Below are 23,979 nucleotides of genomic sequence, written 5' to 3'. Positions count from 1 at the left end.
GTGCGCGCCGAATCGTAATCCTGCTATTGATCAACCGTAAATAAAACTCCAAGGAGAGAGATCCGTGAGCACATCACAAGGCGCCTTCGGCTGGTGGAGAGGCATCGCCCTCTGGAAGAAAATTCTCGCAGGTTTAGCGCTAGGGATAGCGGCGGGCGCGCTACTGGGTGAAAACGCCAGCATCTTTAAGCCGCTGGGCGATATTTTTATCAACGCGATCATGATGCTGATCGTACCGCTAGTGTTCTCAACGCTGGTGGTCGGCATTACGTCGATGCGCGACCCGCAAAAAATGGGTCGCATTGGCGCCCGTACCATCGGCCTTTATCTTTTGACCACGGCCTTTGCTATCAGATCGGGTTGTTGCTTTCGACACTGCTACAGCCTGGAGCAGGCGTTAACATCAGTTTTGATAGCAGCGTGAATGCAAGCGAGGCGCCTACCCTGGCATCCATTTTGATTAACCTGGTGCCCCGCAACCCCATTGATGCGCTGGCCAACGGCAACATTTTGCAAATTATTGTGTTTGCGATTGGCTTGGGCATTTCACTGACTCTGATTGGTGAAAAGGGTGAAGCACTGGTCGTGGTGTTCGATAGCTTTGCCGAGGCAATGTACAAGCTCACGGGCATCGTCATGGCCTTTGCACCTTTTGGGGTGTTTGGCCTAATGGCGCATGTATCTGGCCAATACGGGCTGGAAATCCTGTTACCACTCGCCAAGCTGATTGGCGTGGTGTATTTAGCCTGTGCGCTGCATGTTCTGGTGATTTACTCAGGCTTTATTCGCCTGTTGGGGCGGCTTAATCCAGTGCGTTATCTCCAGGGTAGCTTGGACGCTATGATGATAGCGTTCTCCTCCGCCTCTTCGGCAGGATCACTGCCGGTATCGATTCGCTGTGCCCAGAAAAATCTGGGCGTATCTGAAGGCGTTTCAAGCTTTGTACTACCAGTGGGCGCGACCATTAATATGGATGGTACAGCGCTTTACCAGGGCGTCGTCGTGCTGTTTATTGCCCAAATGCTGGGTATTGAGCTGAGCCTGGTCGACTATGGCATGATTGTCGCCACCGGCACGCTTGCTTCCATTGGCACCGCGGGCGTACCCGGTGCGGGTCTTATCATGCTCTCTATCGTGATGGCTCAAATTGGCTTACCGCTTGAGGCCATCGCCGTCGTAGCAGGCATCGACCGTATTCTCGATATGGCGCGCACCAGCGTTAACGTGGCGGGCGACATTATGGTCACCACCCTGGTAGGTAAAAGCGAAGGCGAATTGAACCTCGACGTTTATAACGCCGATAATAAAGCCTGACCGCCCGCCCCACGCCAGAATACTCTGCGACGAGACCGTTGCAGAGTATCGCGACAGCTAACCAGGAGAGCATCATGTCCCACCGCCTTGAACAGGTATTAACTGCGCTGGACCAGCTTCATAGCGAAGACCCCAAAACAGTCAACGTGGCCGATGAGCCGCTCCCCGCCGAGCTGCTTTACGCACAGCGCATGAGCAAATGGCTTGCTCACCTTAACCAGGCACCCAGCGAGTGCTTACAGATTGCTGTCCGCGCCCAGCACTTGCAGCGCTGGCAGGTAGCACGCGAAGCGTACCCTGAAGGTCGAGTAGGCTACTTAACCTGGCGGCGCGACCAGGGTATCCGCGCAGGCGACACTGCCGCCCAATTAATGCGTGAAGCAGGCTATAGCACTGAGGACGCCGAGCGAGTTATCACACTCATCACCAAAAAGGGGTTGGGCCGTGATGCCGACGTACAGACACTTGAAGACTGCGCCTGTCTGGTATTTTTGGAAAATTACTTTGCCGATTTTTCGCGTAAGGTCGAACGTGACCATATGGTGCGAATTATTCAAAAAACCTGGCGCAAGATGTCACCCCAAGCTCATGAATTAGCCCTGACACTGCCCATGTCACCTGCTTCTGCCGCCCTGGTAAAAGAAGCTTTGAGCTAGCATGTTTAGCGCAGGGTGCAGCCAGGCAGGCACTGAGGTAAAGTAGCGCTCTCTTTTTTTGATGCCCCGGCACTGACGGCTTGAACGATTATGATTGCATCGCTGGACTCTCGGACCGCCCCGTTTGAACGCTTGGCCTCCCACTACCTGCGCTTTCTGGAAGCCCTTAAAACACGCGGCTTCGATGGTGAGATTGCCCCTGACTATGCCCACCGCACGGTGCTGGCAACCGACAACTCGATCTATCAGCGCCTGCCCCAGGCGGCGGTGTTTCCCCGCCATGCAGAAGACCTGGAATGCCTGGCCAAACTGGCCGCTGAAGCGCCTTACCGCGAGGTGGTGTTAACGCCGCGAGGCGGCGGCACCGGTACCAACGGTCAGTCGCTTACCGATGGCATCGTGGTGGATATCTCCAGGCACATGAATCAGGTGCTGGACATTGATGTCGAGAACCGTCGGGTACGCGTTCAAGTGGGAGTCGTGAAGGATCAGTTGAATGCCGCCTTAAAGCCCTACGGGCTGTTTTTTGCCCCGGAGCTTTCGACCTCCAATCGAGCGACCATCGGCGGCATGATCTCGACCGATGCCAGCGGTCAGGGTAGCTGTGCTTACGGAAAAACCCGTGACCACGTGCTGGAACTCGACACGGTACTGCTGGGTGGCCAGCATCTGCATAGCCGAGCACTCAGTGCCGATGAGGAACAGCAGGCCTGCCAGCAGGACGGTATTGTCGGACAGGTGCACCGCACAGCGGCCAGTATTATTGATCAGCAGCGCGAACTGATTAAGGCCACCTTTCCGCCGCTTAACCGCTGCCTGACCGGTTACGACCTGGCCCACCTGCGCAACGACCAGCATGCGCTTGATCTCAACAGCTTGCTGTGTGGCTCGGAAGGCTCGCTGGGGTTTCTGAACGAAGCCGTGTTGAACGTACTGCCCATTCCCCAACACGCCACCCTGGTTAACGTGCGCTATACCCGCTTTATGGATGCACTGCGCGATGCCAAAACGCTGATGGCCAGCGCCAGGCCTGTGTCGATCGAAACCATCGACGATACGGTGCTCACGCTCGCCATGGCCGATTTTGTGTGGGACAGCGTGGCCGAGTTCTTCCCCGAGAGCGACACACCGATTCGGGGTATCAACCTGGTCGAGTTTAGCGACGACGACCCTGCAGCACTGGCCGAACAGGTAGAGGCCTTTACGCGTCACCTGAACCAGGATGCCACGGTCACGCGATTGGGCTATACCCTGGCCGAAGGCCGTGAGCAGATCAGCGCAGTTTACGGCATGCGCAAACGCTCGGTGGGCCTTTTGGGCAATGTGCAGGGTGAGAAGCGCCCACTGCCGTTTGTTGAAGATACCGCGGTACCACCAGAACATCTGGCCGATTTTATTAGCGAGTTCCGCGCCGCGCTGGACGCACGCGGGCTCGCTTACGGCATGTTTGGGCATGTCGATGCGGGGGTGCTGCATGTGCGCCCCGCATTGGACATGAAAGACCCGGCCCAGGAAGCACTGATTCGGGACATCTCCGATGAAGTCGCCGCCCTGACCCAAAAATACGGCGGATTGTTGTGGGGTGAGCACGGCAAAGGGGTACGCTCCGAGTATGCACCCAAATTTTTTGGCGAGCTCTACCCCAGCCTGCAGCGGGTCAAGGCCGCGTTTGACCCGTTTAACCAGCTTAACCCTGGCAAGATCGCTTCACCGGCAGAGAACGGCGCGCTGATCGCCAAAGACAGCGACCCAAACCTGCTAAGCATCGACGCCGTGCCGATGCGCGGCCAGCTGGACCGCACCATTGATGAGCGCGCCTGGCAGGCCTATGACGCGGCGGTGTACTGCAACGGTAACGGCGCCTGCTACAACTACGACGTGGACGACCCCATGTGCCCGTCGTGGAAGGCGACCCGCAACCGTATTCACTCGCCCAAGGGGCGCGCCAGCCTGATGCGTGAATGGCTGCGCCTGCAGTCCCAGGCGGGCATCGACGTGGTGGAAGAGTCGCGCAAGAAAAAGGCGGAAGGCCGATGGGGCTTTGTTAAACACTTTCCAAAACGCCTGGCGAATACGTTCAGCCGCCGGCAGCATCATGACTACTCTCATCAGGTCTACGACGCCATGGCCGGCTGCCTGGCGTGCAAGTCCTGCGCGGGGCAGTGCCCCATCAAGGTCAACGTGCCGCAGTTCCGTTCGCAGTTCTTGGAGGTGTATCACGGACGCTATTTACGCCCCCTGCGCGACTACGTAATAGGCAGCACAGAATTCATGCTGCCCACTCTTGCCCGGGCAGCACCGCTGTATAACGCCGTGATGGGCCAGCGCTGGGTGGAAACGCTGATGCGCCGTAGCGTGGGCATGAGCGACTCGCCATTGCTCTCCCGCGCCAGCGTGAAAAAGCAGCTGCGTGCTTGGGGCGTGGCGGAAGCCACGCCTACCTCGCTTGCTCTGCTCACCGACCAGCAGCGCGCCAATAGCGTGATTGTGGTTCAGGATGCGTTCACCACGCACTTTGAAGCCAAACTGGTCATGGACGTGGTCGAACTGCTCTCACGGCTCAACTTGCGCGTGTTGGTGATGCCCTATAGCGCCAACGGCAAACCGCTACACGTCCAGGGCTTTTTGGGTGCGTTTGAGCGTACGGCCGAAAAGCAGGCGAAACGCCTGCGGGCGTTGCGCGAGTTTGAGGTGCCCATGGTGGGGATCGACCCGGCGATGACCCTGACCTACCGCCAGGAGTACGTAAAAGCGCTGGGACCCGACGCCGTGCCCGAGGTATTGATGCTACAGGAGTGGCTGGCTATCCGGCTGCCCACCCTGGCACCCCGACAGCTAGCGCCCAATGCCCTTGGCTTTAAGCTGCTTTCGCACTGCACCGAAAAAACCAACGCGCCCGGAAGCCCGAAGGCGTGGCAGCAAGTATTTGCCGCATTTGGCCTACCGTTGGAGTTGGTTAATACCGGCTGCTGTGGAATGTCCGGCACCTACGGCCATGAAACGCGCAACGCCGAAACGTCCAAAACGATTTACGCTCAATCCTGGCAGCCCCAGGTCGAGGCAGAGGAAAACACCGACAGGCTACTGGCCACGGGGTATTCGTGCCGCAGCCAGGTGAAGCGTTTTTCAGAACAAACGCTTCACCACCCGCTGCAAGCCTTGCTTTATGCCTTACGCAGCGCGGGCGAACACCCCAAGGATTAACAAGGCTTAGAAGAATAGCTTTTTAAGCGCCAGGCCAGGGTCGGCTTGGCGCATAAAAGCCTCCCCAACCAAAAACCCATTAACGTGGTGATCCCGCATTAACTGAACATCCGCCTGAGTATGGATACCCGACTCAGTAATAACGGTTACGTTTTCAGGAATATGCGCCAGTAAATCCAGCGTCGTGTTGAGGCTGGTATCGAACGTGTGCAGGTTACGGTTGTTAATGCCTACCAACGCCAAATCAAGCTTAAGCGCACGCGTTAGCTCATCGGCATCATGGACTTCTACCAACACATCCATTCCCAGTTGATTGGCCTGCTGATGCAAGTCAAGCAGCCTGGCATCATCCAGTGCGGCGACAATCAGCAAAATACAGTCGGCTCCAATGGCGCGTGCTTCAGAGACCTGGTAACCGTGGGTAATAAAGTCTTTGCGGATAACCGGCAGCTCGCAGGCGTCCCGCGAGACGATCAAATAGTCTTCATGCCCCTGGAAAAAGTCCGCATCGGTTAGTACGGACAAGCAGGCCGCACCACCTTGAGCGTAGCTTTTGGCGATATCCGCCGGATGAAACTCTTCTCGAATGACGCCTTTGGAGGGCGACGCCTTTTTAACTTCTGCAATAATCGCCGGGTCACCGACCGCAATACGCTGATTAAGCGCGTTGATGAACCCGCGCGGAGCACTCTGCTGCTTGGCAAGCGCGAGCAAATCCGTTTCGGATACCGCCCGCTGGCGCTCGGCGACTTCCTCATCCTTGCGGGCAAGAATTCGCGTCAAAATAGTGGGTGTTGCCTGTTGGTTCATAGCGGTCACTTACTCTTTGAAAACGCTGGTGAAGTGTGAAAGCTCTCTGAGCTTCTCAAGCGGCAGTTTAGACCCCTGAGCGTCCTGAGCGATCAGAACGCCCTCTTTAAGGCTGTCAGCCACACCCGCACAGTAAAGGGCGGCACCTGCGTTCAAGGCCACCATGTCGGATGCAGGGCCTTCACCGCTCAATGCCGCCTTTACCAACCGCAGGCTATCTTCTGCGTTAGCGGCCTTCAGCGTTGCCAGGCTCTGGCGCTCAATGCCAAACGCTTCAGGGGAAACCGTGTACTGAGTAATCTCGCCCTCTTTAAGCTCCGCCACTTGCGTAGAAGCTGCCAGCGATATTTCATCCAAGCCCTCTTCTGAATGAACCACCATGACATGGCGGCTGCCCAGCTTTTTAAGCACTTCGGCCATCAGCGGCACCAGTTCTGGCGAGTACACACCGACCACCTGATTGGGCGCCCCTGCAGGGTTAGTCAGCGGGCCCAGAATATTGAAGAGCGTGCGCACGCCCATCTCACGGCGCGGGCCAATGGCATAACGCATCGCCGGGTGGTGATTCGGCGCAAACATAAAGCCAACCCCCACTTGCTCAATACAACGGGCGACCTGCTGAGGCTTAAGATCGAGGTAAATACCAGCAATATCAAAAAGATCGGCGCTGCCGGAAGACGACGATACGCTGCGATTACCGTGCTTTGCGACATGCGCACCCGCCGCTGCGGCCACAAAGCTGGACGCCGTGGATACGTTAAATAGATTAGCGCCATCGCCGCCGGTACCCACGATATCCACGACATTTTCAGCGTTTAGCTCAACACGGCGCATTAAATCGCGCATGACCTGGGCGGCAGCGCTAATTTCCACCGCGCTCTCCCCTTTCATGGCAAGCCCGACCAATAAGCCGCCTACTTGAGCATCGGACGCTTCACCCGTCATTATCTGGCGCATCAGGGCATGCATAACGTCAAAAGGGAGGTCTTCACGGTGTATCACCGCATTAATTGCATCTCGCATTTGCATGAACAGAGGAGCCTCTAAAGCGTGTGAACCAGGCAATCAGCCACGTTTTAAAAAATTTGCCAATAGCTCATGGCCTTGGCGAGTCAGTATTGATTCAGGGTGAAATTGCACCCCTTCTACATCCAGTGTGCTATGGCGCAGTCCCATGATCAAACCAGGCGTCACGTCACTGTCTGTTGTCCAGGCCGTTATTTCCAGGCAGTTGGGGAGCGTTTCCCTTTCCACCACTAACGAGTGATAGCGGGTCACTTCGAGGGGGTTACCCAACCCTTCAAAAACACCCTGATGGGTATGTAAAACAGCCGATGTTTTACCATGCATCACCTGGGGTGCACGGACCACCCGAGCACCGTATACCTGACCAATCGCCTGATGCCCCAAACAAACACCCAATATAGGCAGTTTACCGGCAAAGTGACGAATAGCGGCTATTGAAATCCCCGATTCGTTGGGCGTGCATGGCCCCGGGGAAATAACCAGATGCGTAGGCGCCAGGGCTTCAATCTGTTCAAGGGTAATGGCATCGTTTCGATGCGTTACCACCTCTGCACCCAATTCATTCAAGTATTGGACAATGTTAAAAGTGAAACTGTCGTAATTGTCCAACATCAAGACTTTTTTCGGCATAGCCTATTGATTACCTTAATTATTGCATGGCAATCAGCGTATCGTTACCCAGACTATTAGCCAGGTATGCCATTGCTAGCGATTTTACGTAAGTGTGCTGGATTGTATCGCCAGACGAGGTTAATCGCCACGACAGTTGCGCGCAGTTACGTTTTCGTCGCACTGGGCTATGCTGGAAAATATGCAGGAAAGCATGCTGAAAAGTACGCTGAACAATATGCTCGACAGCATGTTCAACAGAAGTGCGATCAAAAGGAGCGCGCCATGGATAAGGCCATCATTGACGTTATTCGAGAAAATGAACAGCTACCCGACCACATGACCGATAGCGAGATCGCCAAGCAGTACAAGGGCACCTATACCGCTGCGAGAGCCGCTATCAGCCTGGACCATACGCCGCTTGATCAGCAACTCGCTGACGCCACGGCCAGGGTTCTCCCCTTTATGAAAAAAAAGAAGTAATACCAGGCACGGTATAACTTTATACAACAAGCCCCTAACAGCAAGCCTTTGGGCTTTCTGTTAGGGTACGAAACGATATTTCCTCAACCGTTAACCAAGTGAATTTTCATTGAGGCGCTTTGCCTCGCTCTCGGCTTCCTGGCGGGTAGCGTAGGAGACAACAGAGGTGTTATCGGCCTGAGAGTCATCGGGGCGTATATCAATGACATGGAATTCACCGTCGCGCTCCTGTACTTCATAAAACGTGCTCATTGCCTTTCTCCTTGGGTAAAACAGTCTCTAGGGTAGACCACATTCAGCCAACCTTCCCAAGTGCTACTGTTAGCAACTTTCGCCGTTAACGCTATATTTTGCTATTACAGCGCGAAAACGGTTGTAATGGTCAAGTAACACTGGCCAGCGCTCTATTTTTAACGTTAGTTATCTAAAGACAGCCGCACCGCTAACGACATTGCGTTTGCACAATGCATACGCCAAAAAGAACAATAACTTATATCCATTTTTTTTAGCCGGGAGGAACTAGCCACAGAGCGTAGCAGTCTTTATTATCTTGAGCCTTCAAACGAGTGGGAGCGTGAAATGCAAAAGCAAGTGAGCTGGGTAAGCACGCTCTTGCTAGGAATTTTGGTAAGTGTGTCACCGCTAGCAGGCGCTTCGACACTCAACGTTATCGCTTCTTTTTCCATACTTGAAGACCTGGTCAAGCGCATTGCCGGCGAAGATATTGACGTAAACGTTATCGTTCCCCCCGGTGAGGATGTCCATACGTGGGAACTGACGCCGCCCAATGTGCTGTCCATCGAAGAAGTCGACATCATGTTTTATAACGGCTTTGGGCTAGAGCCCTGGCTACGCCATGTAGAGGCCATCGCAAATGATTCTCTTACCCTAAAGGCCGTGGCTGAAAATGCTGACTTTGCGCCGCTCCCTATTATTAGAGGGCAGTATCAAGGCACAAATGACCCGCATATGTGGATGGACCCGAAAGGTGCTGCCGCCTACATCAAGGTGATTGCTGAAACGCTGGCCGAGCACTACCCCGAAAAAGCGGGGGCGTTTTATGCCCGTGCGGAGGACACCTATCGCGCGCTGGATACGTTAGACCAGGCCGTCAACGAGCGCCTGGAAGGCATCCCCAAAACGAACCGTTCCCTGGTAACCAGCGAGGCCGGATTTAGGTACTTTGCGCACGCCTATGGTTTTGAGTACGACGCTATTTGGGGGCTGAACAACGAAACACAGGGTAACGCCCGGGCAATGGCCGAGATGAACGAACGCCTGGCCAAAACACGCCCCCCGGCACTATTTTATGAAAGCACTGTTCCCTGTATCCACATGGATGCGTTGTCACGCGCCACCGGCATCTCACTGGCAGGCCCGCTCCATGTTGACTCATTTAGCTCACAAGACGATCAAGCCGATGACTACCCCGCCATGCTGCACTATAACGCCGAGCTTATTCATGGCGCATTAGGTGGCGCTCGCCCGGAATAGTCTTTTTGCATCTAGGCAGTCAGTCTTAAGTGACAAGCGCCAGCAGCGACGCCATCACACAATCAGGCTGGCTGAGTTCAATAGGATCACCATGGTTATAGCCATAAGGCAGTGCGAGAGTGGCAAACCCGGCAGCCTTGCCCGCGGCAATATCATGACGAGAATCACCGACCATGAGACACTCACCTGGCGAAAACTGGCACGCCTGCGCGGCATGTAAAAGGGGTAAGGGGGAAGGCTTCTTCTCCGCCAAGGTGTCTCCTCCTACCCATAGCGTAAACCATTGACGAATCCCGAAGTGATCAAGAATGGGCACAATAAACCGCTCTGGCTTATTGGTGATGAGCACCAGCGTAAAGCCCGCGCCATGCAGCGCTTCAAGTGCTGTTTTTACACCGGGATAGAGCGTCGTTAACGCATTCGGTGCCGCACCGTAATACGCCATAAAAGCATCAAAGGCGCGCGCTTGAAGCGCCTCCTCAGGAGACCGCCCCAACGCCCAGGTAAGTGCACGCTCCACCAGGATCGGCGCACCATTGCCCACCCAGTCGCGCACCTGAACATCATCAGGTGCGGGCAAATTAAGCTCGCCTAACGTTTTCTGCACCGCAACGGCCAAGTCAGGTACGGAATCAACCAGCGTGCCGTCTAAATCGAACGCGACTAACCGTTTTCCCGCGAGTATTGAGTGCACTGCCCTGCTCCCTTAACGCTGACTTATGTAGGCGTTGGCAATGACACGCCTACCATTTTCAATGTCTTAACTTGCCAAATTGCTCAGCATCTTACTGCGTCCATGGCGCTAGCGCATTAGTCAGAAGAGAGAGAAGCTTCTATGCTAAAGCCAGATTAGCCAAGGAGAAACCAATGGCCATACCCAGGATTGTTATTGTCGGTGGCGGCGCAGGCGGTTTAGCGCTTGCGACTCGGTTAGGGCATACGTTAGGAAAACGCAAGCGCGCTGAAATTGTATTGCTTGACCGCAATGCAACCCATGTATGGAAACCGCTGCTTCATGAGTTAGCGACGGGGGTTTTAAACTCCAGCATGGATGAGGTGGATTATCGCGGGCATTCATCTGCGCATTTCTACCGCTACCAACGCGGCTCACTGCATGGCCTGGACCGCGAACAGAAAGTACTACATTTATCGCCTATTTATGATGAAGACGGCAATGAAGTGCTCCCCGAGCGCACGCTAAAATACGACTTCCTGGTGCTTGCCTTGGGCAGCGTTTCCAACGACTTTGGCACTCAAGGGGTGGCCGAGCACTGCCACTTCATCGACTCCCCCCAGCAGGCCAAGCTGTTTCAACGAGAGATGATCAATACGTTTTTGCGCTATACCGACCCCTCATTACGTCAGCATACCGTGCTGACCATCGGTATTGTGGGCGGAGGCGCCACAGGGGTTGAGCTTGCCGCCGAGCTTTTCGACGCTTCGCGCTTACTTAACGCTTATGGGGTAACCGCGCTGGACCATCAGCAAATTAGCGTGCATATCCTTGAAGCGGCCCCTCGACTACTGCCTGGCCTTTCCGAACGTATTGGCCAGACCGTTCAACAAGAACTGGAGAAAATGGGCGTAACGGTGCATATCGGCACGGCGATTAAAGAAGCCCACGCCAACCAACTCATTACAGCCGACGGCGACACCATTGAAACCGACTTAAATGTATGGGCGGCAGGCATTAAAGCCCCCGAGTTTTTAACCAAACTGGGGCTTTCAACCAACAAGAAAAATCAGATTAACGTTGAAAAGACACTGCAGAGTGTTGATGACCCCAGCATTTTTGCCTTGGGTGATTGCGCCAGCTGCCCGCAGGGTGAAGATGGCACCGTACCTCCACGTGCTCAAGCGGCTCATCAGCAGGCGAAACTGCTAGCCAAAAATATCAACCACTTGCTGGAAGGCAAAGCACTTAACGAATTTCACTACCGCGACCACGGCTCGCTTGTTTCGCTGGCACGCTACGACGCGGTGGGTAATCTGATGCGCAGCTCCGCATCGCGCGGCCTCTTTTTAGAAGGCTGGTTTGCTCGCCAGTGCTACGCATCGCTTTATCGCATGCATCAAGTGTCGATCCATGGCGTCCCGAAAACCGGGCTTACGTGGCTAGTCGATAAGATTAACCGCTACCTCAGGCCTCGCATGAAGCTACATTAAACGTCTTAAACCTTGGCCAGCGCCGCACGCATTTTCTTGATAACCGAGTCATAGCCGTGTGGGTCGCTGGCCTGGTGCGCGTTAAAAATAGCGGAGCCCGCCACAAAGGTATCCGCCCCTGCCGCTGCGATCTCGGCAATATTGTCGGCTTTTACGCCGCCATCAATTTCCAAACGAATCGTTTTACCGGATGCATCAATACGAGCACGCGCCTCGCGCAGTTTATCCAGTGTGCCAGGAATAAACGACTGGCCACCAAACCCTGGGTTAACGCTCATTAGAAGCACCATATCGACCTTATCCATCACATAGTCAAGATAAGAGAGCGGCGTTGCCGGATTAAATACCAGCCCTGCCTTGCAACCACCATCACGAATCAACTGAAGCGAGCGGTCGACATGCTCAGACGCTTCCGGGTGAAACGTAATATAGCTGGCCCCTGCCTCAATAAAATCGCTAATCATGCGATCAACCGGCTTCACCATCAAATGGACGTCAATAGGCGCCGTCACACCATGATGTCGCAATGCTTTACATACCATCGGACCAATCGTCAGGTTCGGTACGTAATGGTTGTCCATTACATCAAAGTGGACAATATCAGCGCCCGCGGCCAGCACGTTATCCACCTCCTCCCCTAGGCGTGCAAAATCAGCGGAGAGAATAGAAGGGGCAATTAAAAAATCATGCGCAGCGGTCATGGGCACTCCTGACTAGCCATTGAAATGAGGGATCACCAGGTGGCGCAGCGACAACCTGGTGATGCCCCTGGAAAACGGGCATTTTAACAGAGCAATTGAAAAAACGGCGCGGTTTTGGCTACCCATTGCAGTTAATCATTTCCAACCATGTGTCTGCCCCCTTTATCAATCAGGCACACCGTTATTTCCAAAAAGAATAACAATCGCAATTGTAATTCCACAATGTCAGGTTTAATCTTATGCCAATTACGATCTATATCGTTTACCGCTTTAAGAAGGAGCTTGCCATGTCTCTGCCACTCTTTTTCCGTCGCAGCCTGCTTGCCATTACACTAGGCGCTAGCATCGCTAGCCCTGCCATGGCGCAAGAGCGCGAAATGCTTAACTCCTCCTACGATATCGGGCGCGAGCTATTTAGCGCGATCAACCCTGAGTTTATCGCTTGGTGGCAAGAACAGAATGACGAACAAATCAGCGTTAACCAGTCCCACGGCGGCTCTTCTGCTCAGGCGCGTGCCATCCTGCAGGGTCTGCGAGCAGACGTCGTCACATTTAACCAGGTAACCGACGTTCAGGTACTGGCGGATGCTGGCTTGGCGAATGAGGATTGGCAGAGCGCGTTGGATAACAATGCATCGCCTTACTACTCCACGACGGCCTTTCTGGTTCGCAAGGACAATCCCAAAGGAATTGAAAACTGGGATGACCTGGTAAAAGAAGATGTTCAAGTCGTCTTCCCTAACCCTAAAACATCCGGTAATGCGCGCTACACCTATTTAGCGGCATGGGGATTCGCCGACAAGGAATTTGACGGTGATGAAGAGCAGATCCAAGACTTTATGCGCACATTCTTGGGCAATGTAGCCGTTTTTGACACTGGTGGCCGCGGCGCGACCACCAGCTTTATAGAGCGCGGTATCGGTGATGTGCTGATCAGTTTTGAATCCGAAGTGAATAACATTCGCCAGGAGTATGGCAGCGACGACTACGAAGTGGTCGTTCCTCCCATGAGCGTTTTAGCCGAATTCCCCGTCGCGGTCGTTACTGAAAATGCTGAGCGCAACGGCAACACCGATTTAGCGCAGGGATACCTTGAGTATCTCTACACTGAAGATGCCCAGCGACAGCTGGCGAACTTTAACTATCGCGTACATAACGAAACCGTGGTTGAAGAGTTTTCCGACCACTTCCCGGAAACTGAGCTGTTCAGCGTAGAAGACGTATTTGGTAGCTGGGACGAAGTAATGGAAACGCACTTCGAGGGTGGCGCGCTGCTCGATCAACTACAGCGCCGTTAACAGGACATCAGTCGTTATCAAAACATTATGAATCAACGCGCTTTACGACTAACCGGCAGCACGCGAGTGCTGCCGGGTTTTGGCCTTTCAATGGGCATCAGCGTGCTGTTTATCTCGCTGGTGCTGGTACTACCTATCACCGGGCTTTTCGGGCAGCTTGCCGAGCTAAGCCTTGCCCAATACTGGTCAATTATTACCGAAGGCCGAGTGGTCGCAAGCTATATGGTCACCATGGGCGCAGCGGCGGTGGCGGCATTAATTAATGCGGTCTTCGGTCTGCTACTCGCATGGGTATTGGTGCGCTACGAGTTTCCCGGCAAGCGACTGCTGGATGCTTTAATGGACCTGCCGTTTGCTCTCCCCACAGCGGTGGCGGGCATTACGCTGGCCACTCTCTATGCCAGCAGTGGCTGGATGGGGCGCCTGCTTGAGCCTTTGGGCCTTCAAGTGGCCTACACCTGGGTCGGTATCGCGCTGGCCATGGCATTTACCAGTATCCCGTTTGTGGTACGCACCGTGCAGCCCGTACTGGAAGACTTACCCGCTGAGGTTGACGAAGCCGCCATGTCACTGGGCGCAACCGACTGGGTGGCCTTTCGCCGGGTGATCATGCCGCACTTATGGCCCGCTCTGGTGACAGGAACAGGCCTTGCGTTTGTGCGCTCGCTTGGCGAATTTGGCGCGATTATCTTTATCGCAGGCAATATGCCCTACGAAACGGAAATTACCGCGTTAATGATCTTCGTCAAACTGCAGGAGTATGACTACGCAGGCGCCTCCGCAGTGGCCTCCGTGGTGCTGTTTGTTTCGCTCGCGCTGCTGCTTGCCATCAACATTTGGCAAGGCCGTTTTGTCCGCCGCCTGCATGGAGGTAAGGGATAATGCGTAGAATTGGTGATGCACCGGGCGTCAAGCGCCTGCTAATTGGCGCGGCGTTAATCCTTTCGGCGCTGTTTTTATTGCTGCCGCTTGTCGCCATTTTCGCTCAGGCCTTTTCTCAGGGCGTTGCGACTTTCTGGGTCAATGTAAGCAATTACTTTACCCTGCATGCTATTGGTCTAACGCTGGTCATCGCCCTGCTCACCATTCCTATCTGTCTGGTGTTTGGCGTGGCCCTGGCGTGGCTTGTTACGCGGTTTAGCTTTCCAGGTCGACGCATTCTGCAAACCTTGATTGATATCCCCTTTGCCGTTTCCCCTGTTGTTGCCGGGCTTATTTACCTGCTGCTTTACGGCCGCAATGGGTGGATCGGCAGTTGGCTAGATGGCCATGATATTCAGCTGATGTTTGCCTGGCCTGGAATTTTGATGGTGACCGTGTTTGTTACCTGCCCCTTCGTTGCCCGCGAGCTGATTCCGCTGATGCAGGCGCAGGGCTCGCGTGAGGAAGAGGCAGCCGCCACGCTAGGAGCCAAAGGATGGGCCACCTTTTGGCGAGTCACGCTGCCGAATATCCGCTGGGCACTGCTTTACGGGATTATTTTAACTAACGCCCGCGCCGTCGGTGAATTTGGCGCGGTATCGGTGGTCTCGGGCGCGATACGTGGTCAAACCAATACACTTCCTCTTCACCTTGAACAGCTTTACCAGGACTACAATGCGGTGGGTGCATTTGCATGCGCGGCACTGTTAGCACTGATTGCCCTGCTTACCCTGGCGGCCAAGGCAAGCCTGGAATGGCGCGCATCGCGCCGGGAGGCGCTCCTATGAGCATTCGCTTAGAAAATATTGCAAAACACTTTGGCAACACGCAGGCCCTTGAGCCTGTCAATCTGGATATCCATGAGGGCGAATTAGTCGGCCTTCTGGGGCCCTCGGGGTCGGGCAAGACCACGCTTTTGCGGATTATTGCCGGCCTTGAAAGTGCTGACCGCGCTACCCAGTCGGCCAGAATCATGTTCGGCGAACGCGATGTCACAAATGTACATGTGCGCGACCGGCGTATCGGCTTCGTATTTCAGCACTATGCGCTGTTTCGTCATATGAGCGTTTACGATAACGTCGCGTTTGGCTTGACGGTGATGGCCAAAAAAGAGCGCCCTTCCAGCGCTGAAATTCGCGCGCGCGTGTTTCGCCTGCTTGAAATGGTTCAGCTTGAACACCTGGCCAAGCGTTACCCCGCCCAGCTTTCAGGCGGCCAGCAGCAGCGTGTTTCTCTCGCCCGTGCGTTAGCGGTAAAACCCGACGTACTGCTACTTGATGAGCCGTTTGGCGCGCTGGATGCCAAGGTACGCCAGGACTTACGCCGCTGGCTTCGTCGCCTACATAGCGAGCTGAACTTTACCAGCGTTTTTGTTACCCATGACCAGGAAGAAGCGCTGGAGCTTTCCGACCGGGTCGTGGTGATGAGCAATGGGCGCATTGAGCAAATTGATGCTCCGGACACACTCTATCATTCGCCAAAAAATCGCTTTGTCTTCGAGTTTCTGGGTGACGTCAACCACTTGGAAGGCAGCGTTCGTAACGGCATTTTGACCTGCGGCGATGCCTATTTGCACGTTGACCTACCCGAAGGTAGCGAAGAACTGCTTTTGCGCCCTCACGAGGTACGCCTGGCAGAACAGCCCAGCGACACCTGCCATCTACCGGTAGTGATAACGGCGATCTCCCCCGTAGGTGCCGAAGTGCGTGTTGAGCTGGAAGCCGACTGGCTAGAGAAGCCATGGCTTGCGACCGTACGCTATGCGGATTTTGAACGTTTAGCGATGAAGCGCGGGCAACGCCTTTATGCCCACCCGCGCCAGTGGCACCGGTTTAAAGACGGGGTAACGGACTCAGCAAAACAGGCACGAGCCGCTTAACTAGCCAACAGCGCCCACCCTTGATCCTGCTGGCGTTTTGCGCATAACAGCGGCATAGTTATTCAGAGAGCTCTTTGAAACAAGCGCTTTGAAACAAACTATCTGAAACAGGTTATTAGAACCAGTTATTGGAACAAACCGTTACTGCGGGGAATAAAATATGCTTCGGCGCCATTTTTTACGTCTTTCAGGAGTGCTGCTGGCAGGCCTCTGGTTAGCAGGCTGCTCAGGTCCTCAATACCTTCAGCTTAGCCCGGAGCGTAGTACGAACGTGCCGAAAGCCGGGTCAGGCCAACACGTCACGGTCGTCGCCGTTGATGCTCGAGAAAGCGAGGTTATTGGTACAAGGGCTGGCGGCAGCATGTCAACGGCTCAGATTACCGTTAGCAGCCATGAACTGATTCCCCAACTGCAAGCAGAAGCCGAGCGCGCGGTTCACGATATGGGCTTTAACCCCACCACCGAGCAGGCCCAAGGCCGACCTACCCTTACCCTGGAGCTTGTTAGCCTACAGTATGGGCATGGCGACAGCGGTCAGCCTTTGGTAGACGAGGCGCGTATTGAGGGCGTTTTCCGGGCCATCGCCCAGAATAAAGGCACCACGTATACCGGCACCTACACCTCGCGCCGCACACAAGGCTATGCCGTTAGGCCGGGTGAAGATGCTAATACACGTATGCTGAATGACCTGCTCAGCGACGGCCTTAACCGGGCCTTCAACGACCCAGAGCTTGGTCAGCTACTCGCCCGCTGATATACATTGAGCGCGCTGGTACGCGCTATTTGTGTGGTCCGCGCCGCTCTAATGACCAGACAGACTCCGTTCGGCCCCGTTCATCGGGGCTTCCTTGCTCAAGCAGCGTGACGCGAAAATTGGGTGTGAACAGTTGAGTCACTTCCTGGTCAGGCACGCTATACGGTGGGCCCGCACCCTCATCCTCGTGCGTTATGCTCACCAACAGCCCAGCGGCTCCGGGCGGAACCAGCTGGGCCAAGTGGAAGGCATAGCGCTCGCGCGTGGCAGGCGGTAACGCAATCAGTGCTGCACGATCATAAAACGCGCCTACTTCGGCAGCTTGGCGTATGTGCAAATGAAAAAAATCCCCACACCAGAGTTCCACACTACCTTGACGTGATATTTCAAACCCTGCTTGGGTATAGCGCGATACAGGCGTCTGGCGTTGGGCCAGGAATTGCGCTATTGCCTCAGGCGCCAACTCAATGCCTAGCACCGGATGCCCCGCATCAGCCAGCCAACGCATGTCCAGGCTTTTACCACACAAGGGCACCAGCACTTTAGTACCCTGCTCAACGCCCAATGTGGGCCAGTACTCAAGCAGCGCTGGATGCGGCTGAGACAGATGAAAACCAATCCGACCTTCTTGCCAGCGCTGCCGCCAGGAAGTGCTCATTAGACGCCCTTTTACCCTTGAATCCAGAACCTAAAAAACGGGTCCTGATGCTGAGAACCTGGAACTTAAAACCTGGAACTTAAAACCTGGAGCTTAAAACCCGGAACCTAGAACCAGCGATCACGCTTTTTACGCCGACGCGGCAAGTGCGGAACGATAAGCCCCACTAACAGCCCGGCACCCGCCACACCGCCGCCATACATGAAGTAGCGCATTAACAGGTCTTCTTCCTGGGTATCCAACCGAGCCTGAAGCGCGCGTACCTGCTGGCGCGACTGCTCGGCCTCGTTATCAAGCTCGTTATTGCGCGTTTCAAGGTCAGCAATGCGCTGCTCGCGCAGTTCAAGCGTCTCTGTCATCGAGGAGGTGCGCTGCTCCCAGGTATCGTTAATACCATCAAGCTCTGCGGTGAGCTCATCGACCCGGGCCTGGAGCACCGGCAACTGCTCGCGAGCACTAGGCGTTTCCTGGATTTCGTTCGTCAATACCCACACGGTGTCGCCGCTTTGGCCACGCACCCGGGTGTAATCACCGCTCTCTTCCAGTACCTCTACCTGCTCACCGGCATTTAACGTGCCAATAATGCGGTATCCATCCGTAGGCCCGCTGCGCACGTAAGTGCTCAACTCATCGCTCACCCACGCTTGACCGTCGGTTTGTGCCATTGCTTGTGCGCTGGCCACACTTAATAAAACACCGGCCGCGATATAAGAGAAACGAAATTTATCTGCTTGCATAACGTCATGTCCTGATTAAAAAAAACGCTGCATAGCGGACGAGGCCACCAGCGCTTACAGCGTCGCGCCTGTCTTGAGCGCTTATCCTTCGCTACGTGGTGGTAGGGGGAAGGGACGAGGAAACTCAGCAACGCGGGCATCGCTTTTTACTGCCTTCAAAGGGCCTTCACGCTCCACCTCATCAATACGCACAATCGCATTAAGAGGCAGGTAGCTACGTTTGACACCCTCGAAGGTTCGCTGCAATTTTTCAGTTGCAGGATCAACAACTACCCGTGACGCGTCGTCAAAGACAAACTCCTCGACTTCAATAAAGCCCCAGAGTTCGCTTTGAAATATTTCTCGAACGTATAAATCCCAAATTTCACCCTGTTGGTGAACCACTACTCGATAAATCGGCTTGGCCGCCATTTTGGCCTATCCCTCTTGCCCTATGAACATAAAATTTTCCGGCCTAGCGTACCATAACCCTATCAGCAGAGCCTTAGCTGACCTGACTCAATGCGTTAATAAACGCTAACTGCCCACTCTACGATCTACTCATTAGCCGATATAGCGGGCGTCGTGTAGGGTGAAGAGAGCGAACGGGAATACTCTCACCCTACAGGAGTAACGGTCATGCAAAAGAAGAGACCCACGATAAAGCAGGCCGCCTGGGGCACCCGTTATCCGCACCGCCTTTGGCACCCACTGGGGCTGATTTATTTTAAAGGCGATGATGCCCATACCCTGCGTGACCTTCTAAAACGACAGGAAGACCTCGACTTCTATGTATAATCCCCGTGATCACCGGGACAAGGAGTCATTGTGACGCCTCATAATGGCGCTATTGTGAGCACCGCAGGTAACGGATGACGAGCTTGATAGCGTCAAACAGTCTTTATATCGCAGTTGGGGAGCCTCTCGCTTGCCAGATACCGAGTTACAGGCCCTTGAAGGGTCTCACTCGCCACTTAACCCGTTATAGCCACGCGTTTAATTAACCATGTCATCAATGTTAAGACTCGATCAACTACTGGTCAGCCAAGGGTTAGCCAGTTCGCGTACACGTGCCCAGCGGCTTATTCGCCATGGGCGTGTGCGTTTAGAGGCGCCTTCGCGCGTGCTTACCAAACCCTCTGAAAAGTGGCCTGAGGATACACCGCTATTGGTCGACGACGACCCTGAGGAGCGTTATGTCTCTCGCGCCGGTTTAAAACTTGAAAGCGTATTAACGGTTTTAAATAAGCGCTTGGATGACCATGTCATTTTGGATGTAGGACAGTCCACGGGGGGCTTTACCGATTGCGCGTTGCACTTTGGCGCACGCCACGTGATTGGCGTAGAAGTTGGCCATAGCCAGCTCGCGGAATCGCTACGTACCCACCCGCGTGTTACGTGCCTCGAAGGCCTTAACGCCAGGCACATGAGTTCATCCGTAGCACTGCAAGAAGCGATTACCGCGACTCCTATTGATACTGCAGTGATGGACGTCTCCTTTATTTCTCAGACGCTGATTTTGCCGGAGATCGCCGCACTGCTGCCAACAGGAGGAGAGCTAATTTCGTTGGTTAAACCTCAGTTTGAACTCACCCCTGGAGCGCTGGATAAGCGGGGCATCGTTCGACGCACGGCTGACTACCACACGGTGGAAGAAAAGATTCGCAAGGCCTGTGACACTTGTGGGTTAGCGGTGCAGCACTGGCAGGAGAGCCCGATTACCGGAGGAGACGGTAATCGGGAGTTTCTTCTTCATGCCCTTAAGCCTGCCCCCTGACATACGTCTAACTGTGCGTAGACGGCGGTAACTTATTAATTGACTGCACTTTGACCGACTCCCCCCGGTCACGGTGCAGCCATACATCCATCTGCTCAAACGCCACACGAACACCTGCTTTTTGAAACAGCTCATTTACCCGACAATTGATTTCATCCGTCGCAGGCAAGCGCTCCTTGATGTCATCAACAAAAATGCGCAGCTCAAAATTGAAGCTATGGTTGCCATAGCTCAAACAGAACACCTGAGGCTCCGGGTCAATCAACACCCGCTCGTTTTCATCTGCCGCCTGGCGTAAAAGCTGATGCACTTTGGCCAGGTCCGAGTTATGCGCAACGCCATACGTCAGCACGACCCTGGTCACGTTATCTGAAAGAGACCAGTTAATAAGCTGATCCGTCACAAAGGTTTTATTGGGAATAATAATTTCTTTGCGATCGAAGTCAGTAACGGTTGTCGCTCGTATCCTTATGCGGTTCACGGTCCCGTGCAAGTTACCCAGCGTAATCGTATCCCCAATGCGGATAGGCCGCTCGAACAGGATAATCAAACCTGAAATGAAGTTGGCAAAGATTTCCTGTAACCCAAAGCCCAGCCCCACACTGAGCGCCGCCACCAGCCACTGTAACTTGTCCCAGGAAACGCCCAGAGTGGCCAACGCAATCAGCATGCCCGTACCCACAATCGCATACGAGAGCAGCGAACTGATGGCATAGGCACTGCCCTGCTTTAGTGCCAAGCGAGACAAGACCATTACCTCTAAAAGGCCAGGCAGATTGCGCGCCATAATAAAGGTGACCGCGACCACCAGCAGCGCGGTAATAACATCCGTGACAGACAGTTCACTGCCAATCAAATCCTCATCGCCAGAATCCCACAGGGAAACGTGATCCAGATATCCCACCACGGATAAAAGATCCGACCAGACAAGATATAAAAGTAAGCTGAAGCCGATTAATAAAATCAGCTTGGAGAGGCGTAGCGACTGAGTATTGATTTTCTCCATATCCAGCGGCGGCTCTTCCACCACCTCCAGCCCCCCTTCAGCTTCCTCCTGCGCTTGAGCACGTCGGGCAAGTGCTCGTCGGTAAGCCAAGCGTCTGGCGGCAACAGCCAAACTACGCACTACCGTCGCCTCAACAACCACCCACAGCCCCAATAAATAAAGCGTGATCGCAAACCGTCCCACCAAACGCAGTGCGGTATATTCATACCCCCACACGATCAAGCCCACCAATACGAGCGGGATGGCGGCCATGGCAAGTCCCAACACCAAACGGAATAAGCGAAGCCCAAAAAAAGGAACATGTGCCAAAATCAGCTTCGTTAGCCACCAGCTCATGGCTAACAGCCCCGCGACCATCAGGCCCAGTGCAATAGGACGCAAGGCTAGAGGTGCTTGCACCTGCCCCGATATTGTCGCAATCGCTATCACCGGCACCAGCGCAAACCCCAGCCAACGTAATAGCTTACGAATCTGGGCGTTATAACGAGCAGGCCAGGTAAAGTGCCGTTCGGCAACGCCGTCAGGTGCGAGCAAACGCCGCCCCCACGCGACCACCCCCCAGCTTAACGCGAGTTGCATTAACGCAGGCGCAATACTGTGGGTTAATACATCGTCTGTTTCGCGAAGCCCGACTCCAACACCGGCTAGCATCAACGGCCCCGGAATAGCCAATAGCGCGTTTAACAGCACTGCTTTTGGTGTGTGTAACTGAGTATCGCTTTTTAAACGACCAATCTGAGAATGGATAGTCGCCAAGCGCTCTTTTATCCGCGCGCGCAACCCGATGAGCAACAGACCAAGCAGCATCCATGGCAGCCCAAACACTATTTTCCAGGAAAGCGCCTGCCAGTGGTTTGAAAAAATGACTCGCCACTCGCCTTCTCGCCACTCCAGGCGAATGTTGTTGGGCAACTGGCGCAGCCAGTTAATATCCACAGGCTGACTGTTAGCGACCCAAAATAACTGCTCATAAATGGTGGTACGTAGCTCACGTGTCGTGGTGAGCAGCTGCTTCTGATTCAGCTGTAGCTCAATCGCAGAACTTAAAAGGCTGCTGTAGGATTGCTCCAACTGCTCTACCAGCTCACGGCGCTCTCTATAAATCTGGTTCAATGCGTCGATCACACTTGGGGTTGCCTCAAGGCCTGCCTCTTCCACGCGCTGAATGGCTAACCGTCTGCCGTGGCGCAACTGGTCACTCTGACGGGTTAAATCAAACTGTCTCAATCGAAGATCCGCAATTTCATCCTGCAAATGTCGATGCGGAACTGGCGTAGGCAATGATTGGCGCTGCTTATTTAAAATAAGTGATAACAAATGACTCCCACGCATGGCATCGATCTGTTCATTGAGGCTACGCTGCAATTGGAGTACATAGTCCAGATCACGCTGCGCCTCAAAATTTTCACGCAAGATAGTGTTGCTGCGGTCAGTTGCCTGCAGCAGCTCCTGGCTTATGCGTTGATTAACTTGCTGGGCATCACGTATGACAGGGTTGCCCTCAGCCAAAAGCGAATTATCCACGATGGCTTCGGCCGCCACTTGCTCAGACTCAAGGGTACGCTGAAGATCAATGGCACCCTCAAGTAAACCCAAGCGCTTTTCCTGGTAATCAATTTGCAACGAAAAGAGGTCGCGCCGTTGTTGCGCGAGTTCACGCAGTCGACTGTTAACACTTAACTCTCGTTGGTTATAAGCGGCTTCTCGTTCCGCCAAGAGACGTGCCAAGCCAAGCTGTATGAGCTGCGCATCCTTTGAGAGTGAGAGCTGGCTATCCGTTAATAGCGCTTCGCGATCGTCGTACTCACGGCGTAGCGTTTCAGCACGTTGCAGGGCATTGGAGATTGCCTGCTGGGCTCGCTCGGGTAACGTAATCGAGGCCAGTAACTGCGAGTTCACATCGGTCAATTCCCCTTGCAGCTGCTGCAGTTCAAGGACAGCATCTGCCTGCTGTGACGTTAAATCGTCCAACGACATATCGGCGAATGTTTGGGCAGTTAACTGCTGAAAACTCTCCTCCACCTCACCCAACGCAAGCTCTAACTGGTACAACTGTTCAGGCGCCTCATCAACCCGCTGGTTAAGTACCTTTAAACGTTCATCATTAGCATCCAAACGTTGGTAAATTTCCAGCGCGGCCCTTAAATTGGTCTGCTCGCTAACCTGCTGCGCGGTTAGCTCACCATCTACTGAATCGAGCGCTGCCAAGCGCGCCGCTATTGTCTCTTGTGAGGGTACTTGATCAACGTCAAAGGCGCCCTGAACGCTAACGCACACCGTCATCAAATAAAGCGCCAATAGCACCTTCAAGGTATAATTACAGATACATCTAACCACGGTTGATATACCCTCAGAAAAAAATGATAGTGGTAAAAATTAAATACCAGCCATTGTCAGGGGTTCCATTGACCTGCGCAACGAAGAGGTTGACTTACTCTCTTGGCATGTATAGAAACGACTCTGATAATTGATCCTTCCCCTTTATTATTTGCGAGTCGCTTCAATGG

The 23,979-nt window shown here is 54.2% G+C and carries 22 protein-coding genes and 1 pseudogene; 13 read left to right on the top strand and 10 right to left on the bottom strand.

Annotated elements, in window-relative coordinates:
• Nucleotides 1-64 precede the first annotated feature (64 nt).
• The 3 genes and pseudogenes from ACT3TY_RS04430 to ydiJ all read left to right on the top strand — a co-directional run bounded on the left by ACT3TY_RS04430 (nt 65) and on the right by ydiJ (nt 5,174).
• A pseudogene (locus ACT3TY_RS04430) lies at nt 65-1,314 on the top strand (dicarboxylate/amino acid:cation symporter).
• Between the two features lie 74 nt (nt 1,315-1,388).
• On the top strand, nt 1,389-1,970 hold the full coding sequence (locus tag ACT3TY_RS04425; protein WP_444621916.1) for a DUF4202 domain-containing protein: 582 nt from the start codon (nt 1,389-1,391) through the stop codon (nt 1,968-1,970).
• A gap of 90 nt (nt 1,971-2,060) precedes the next feature.
• Complete coding sequence (gene ydiJ, locus ACT3TY_RS04420; RefSeq protein ID WP_444627461.1) at nt 2,061-5,174, top strand: D-2-hydroxyglutarate dehydrogenase YdiJ; 3,114 nt, start codon at nt 2,061-2,063, stop codon at nt 5,172-5,174.
• Nucleotides 5,175-5,180: 6 nt separating this feature from the next.
• Here the strand turns inward: ydiJ and trpC are convergent, their stop codons facing one another.
• The 3 genes from trpC to ACT3TY_RS04405 are packed head-to-tail and all read right to left on the bottom strand — an operon-like array spanning nt 5,181 to nt 7,640.
• A complete protein-coding gene (gene trpC, locus ACT3TY_RS04415) occupies nt 5,181-5,984 on the bottom strand; it encodes an indole-3-glycerol phosphate synthase TrpC (protein ID WP_444627460.1) in 804 nt (267 codons plus the stop codon).
• Between the two features lie 9 nt (nt 5,985-5,993).
• Nucleotides 5,994-7,013 (bottom strand): anthranilate phosphoribosyltransferase, encoded by a 1,020-nt coding sequence (trpD, locus tag ACT3TY_RS04410; protein ID WP_444627459.1) that lies wholly within the window; start codon nt 7,011-7,013, stop codon nt 5,994-5,996.
• Nucleotides 7,014-7,049: 36 nt separating this feature from the next.
• Nucleotides 7,050-7,640 carry an anthranilate synthase component II gene (locus ACT3TY_RS04405; protein WP_444627458.1) on the bottom strand — a complete coding sequence of 197 codons (591 nt, stop codon included), beginning with the start codon at nt 7,638-7,640 and terminating at the stop codon, nt 7,050-7,052.
• Nucleotides 7,641-7,904: 264 nt separating this feature from the next.
• Between ACT3TY_RS04405 and ACT3TY_RS04400 the strand changes: the two genes are divergently transcribed.
• Nucleotides 7,905-8,102 carry a hypothetical protein gene (locus ACT3TY_RS04400; RefSeq protein WP_441678791.1) on the top strand — a complete coding sequence of 66 codons (198 nt, stop codon included), beginning with the start codon at nt 7,905-7,907 and terminating at the stop codon, nt 8,100-8,102.
• Nucleotides 8,103-8,192: 90 nt separating this feature from the next.
• Here the strand turns inward: ACT3TY_RS04400 and ACT3TY_RS04395 are convergent, their stop codons facing one another.
• Nucleotides 8,193-8,354, bottom strand: coding sequence for a hypothetical protein (locus ACT3TY_RS04395; protein ID WP_444627457.1), 162 nt, complete (start codon nt 8,352-8,354; stop codon nt 8,193-8,195).
• 327 nt (nt 8,355-8,681) lie between these two features.
• Between ACT3TY_RS04395 and ACT3TY_RS04390 the strand changes: the two genes are divergently transcribed.
• A complete protein-coding gene (locus tag ACT3TY_RS04390; protein ID WP_444627456.1) occupies nt 8,682-9,596 on the top strand; it encodes a metal ABC transporter solute-binding protein, Zn/Mn family in 915 nt (304 codons plus the stop codon).
• Between the two features lie 25 nt (nt 9,597-9,621).
• Here ACT3TY_RS04390 and ACT3TY_RS04385 read toward each other — a convergent pair whose 3' ends face one another.
• A complete protein-coding gene (locus tag ACT3TY_RS04385; RefSeq protein WP_444627455.1) occupies nt 9,622-10,290 on the bottom strand; it encodes a phosphoglycolate phosphatase in 669 nt (222 codons plus the stop codon).
• 173 nt (nt 10,291-10,463) lie between these two features.
• Here ACT3TY_RS04385 and ACT3TY_RS04380 point away from each other — a divergent pair, with 173 nt between their 5' ends.
• Nucleotides 10,464-11,762, top strand: a complete 1,299-nt coding sequence (locus ACT3TY_RS04380) for an NAD(P)/FAD-dependent oxidoreductase (protein WP_444627453.1) — start codon at nt 10,464-10,466, stop codon at nt 11,760-11,762.
• Nucleotides 11,763-11,767: 5 nt separating this feature from the next.
• Here the strand turns inward: ACT3TY_RS04380 and rpe are convergent, their stop codons facing one another.
• Complete coding sequence (gene rpe / locus ACT3TY_RS04375) at nt 11,768-12,463, bottom strand: ribulose-phosphate 3-epimerase (protein ID WP_444627451.1); 696 nt, start codon at nt 12,461-12,463, stop codon at nt 11,768-11,770.
• Between the two features lie 287 nt (nt 12,464-12,750).
• Here rpe and cysP point away from each other — a divergent pair, with 287 nt between their 5' ends.
• The 5 genes from cysP (at nt 12,751) to ACT3TY_RS04350 (ending at nt 17,315) form a co-directional block, all read left to right on the top strand.
• A complete protein-coding gene (gene cysP / locus ACT3TY_RS04370; protein ID WP_441678800.1) occupies nt 12,751-13,761 on the top strand; it encodes a thiosulfate ABC transporter substrate-binding protein CysP in 1,011 nt (336 codons plus the stop codon).
• 27 nt (nt 13,762-13,788) lie between these two features.
• Nucleotides 13,789-14,643, top strand: a complete 855-nt coding sequence (gene cysT, locus ACT3TY_RS04365) for a sulfate ABC transporter permease subunit CysT (protein WP_087106725.1) — start codon at nt 13,789-13,791, stop codon at nt 14,641-14,643.
• Nucleotides 14,643-15,470 (top strand): sulfate ABC transporter permease subunit CysW, encoded by an 828-nt coding sequence (gene cysW, locus ACT3TY_RS04360; RefSeq protein ID WP_087106726.1) that lies wholly within the window; start codon nt 14,643-14,645, stop codon nt 15,468-15,470. The genes cysT and cysW overlap by 1 nt, the downstream gene beginning before the upstream one ends.
• Nucleotides 15,467-16,561, top strand: a complete 1,095-nt coding sequence (locus ACT3TY_RS04355) for a sulfate/molybdate ABC transporter ATP-binding protein (RefSeq protein WP_444627449.1) — start codon at nt 15,467-15,469, stop codon at nt 16,559-16,561. The genes cysW and ACT3TY_RS04355 overlap by 4 nt, the downstream gene beginning before the upstream one ends.
• A gap of 160 nt (nt 16,562-16,721) precedes the next feature.
• On the top strand, nt 16,722-17,315 hold the full coding sequence (locus ACT3TY_RS04350; protein WP_444627448.1) for a YajG family lipoprotein: 594 nt from the start codon (nt 16,722-16,724) through the stop codon (nt 17,313-17,315).
• A gap of 25 nt (nt 17,316-17,340) precedes the next feature.
• On the opposite strand, the gene ACT3TY_RS04345 is transcribed toward ACT3TY_RS04350, so the two are convergent.
• The 3 genes from ACT3TY_RS04345 to ACT3TY_RS04335 all read right to left on the bottom strand — a co-directional run bounded on the left by ACT3TY_RS04345 (nt 17,341) and on the right by ACT3TY_RS04335 (nt 19,121).
• On the bottom strand, nt 17,341-17,973 hold the full coding sequence (locus tag ACT3TY_RS04345) for a thiopurine S-methyltransferase (protein WP_193054952.1): 633 nt from the start codon (nt 17,971-17,973) through the stop codon (nt 17,341-17,343).
• A gap of 107 nt (nt 17,974-18,080) precedes the next feature.
• Nucleotides 18,081-18,710: a TIGR04211 family SH3 domain-containing protein gene (locus ACT3TY_RS04340; RefSeq protein WP_172117106.1), complete on the bottom strand. Its 630-nt coding sequence runs from the start codon at nt 18,708-18,710 to the stop codon at nt 18,081-18,083.
• Nucleotides 18,711-18,791: 81 nt separating this feature from the next.
• Nucleotides 18,792-19,121 (bottom strand): DUF1820 family protein, encoded by a 330-nt coding sequence (locus tag ACT3TY_RS04335; protein ID WP_018916745.1) that lies wholly within the window; start codon nt 19,119-19,121, stop codon nt 18,792-18,794.
• 207 nt (nt 19,122-19,328) lie between these two features.
• On the opposite strand from ACT3TY_RS04335, the gene ACT3TY_RS04330 reads away from it, so the two are divergent.
• Nucleotides 19,329-19,487, top strand: coding sequence for a hypothetical protein (locus ACT3TY_RS04330; RefSeq protein ID WP_441678820.1), 159 nt, complete (start codon nt 19,329-19,331; stop codon nt 19,485-19,487).
• Nucleotides 19,488-19,704: 217 nt separating this feature from the next.
• Nucleotides 19,705-20,466: a TlyA family RNA methyltransferase gene (locus tag ACT3TY_RS04325; RefSeq protein WP_441678816.1), complete on the top strand. Its 762-nt coding sequence runs from the start codon at nt 19,705-19,707 to the stop codon at nt 20,464-20,466.
• Between the two features lie 7 nt (nt 20,467-20,473).
• Here the strand turns inward: ACT3TY_RS04325 and mscK are convergent, their stop codons facing one another.
• Nucleotides 20,474-23,776 (bottom strand): mechanosensitive channel MscK, encoded by a 3,303-nt coding sequence (gene mscK / locus ACT3TY_RS04320; RefSeq protein WP_444627487.1) that lies wholly within the window; start codon nt 23,774-23,776, stop codon nt 20,474-20,476.
• Between the last annotated feature and the right edge of the window lie 203 nt (nt 23,777-23,979).

The organism is Halomonas sp. AOP22-C1-8 (genome assembly GCF_052378905.1).
GTDB classification, from domain to species: Bacteria; Pseudomonadota; Gammaproteobacteria; order Pseudomonadales; family Halomonadaceae; genus Vreelandella; species Vreelandella citrativorans.
The sequence above is the reverse complement of the archived record's forward strand: the minus strand, read 5'-3'. Positions and strand labels throughout refer to the sequence as shown.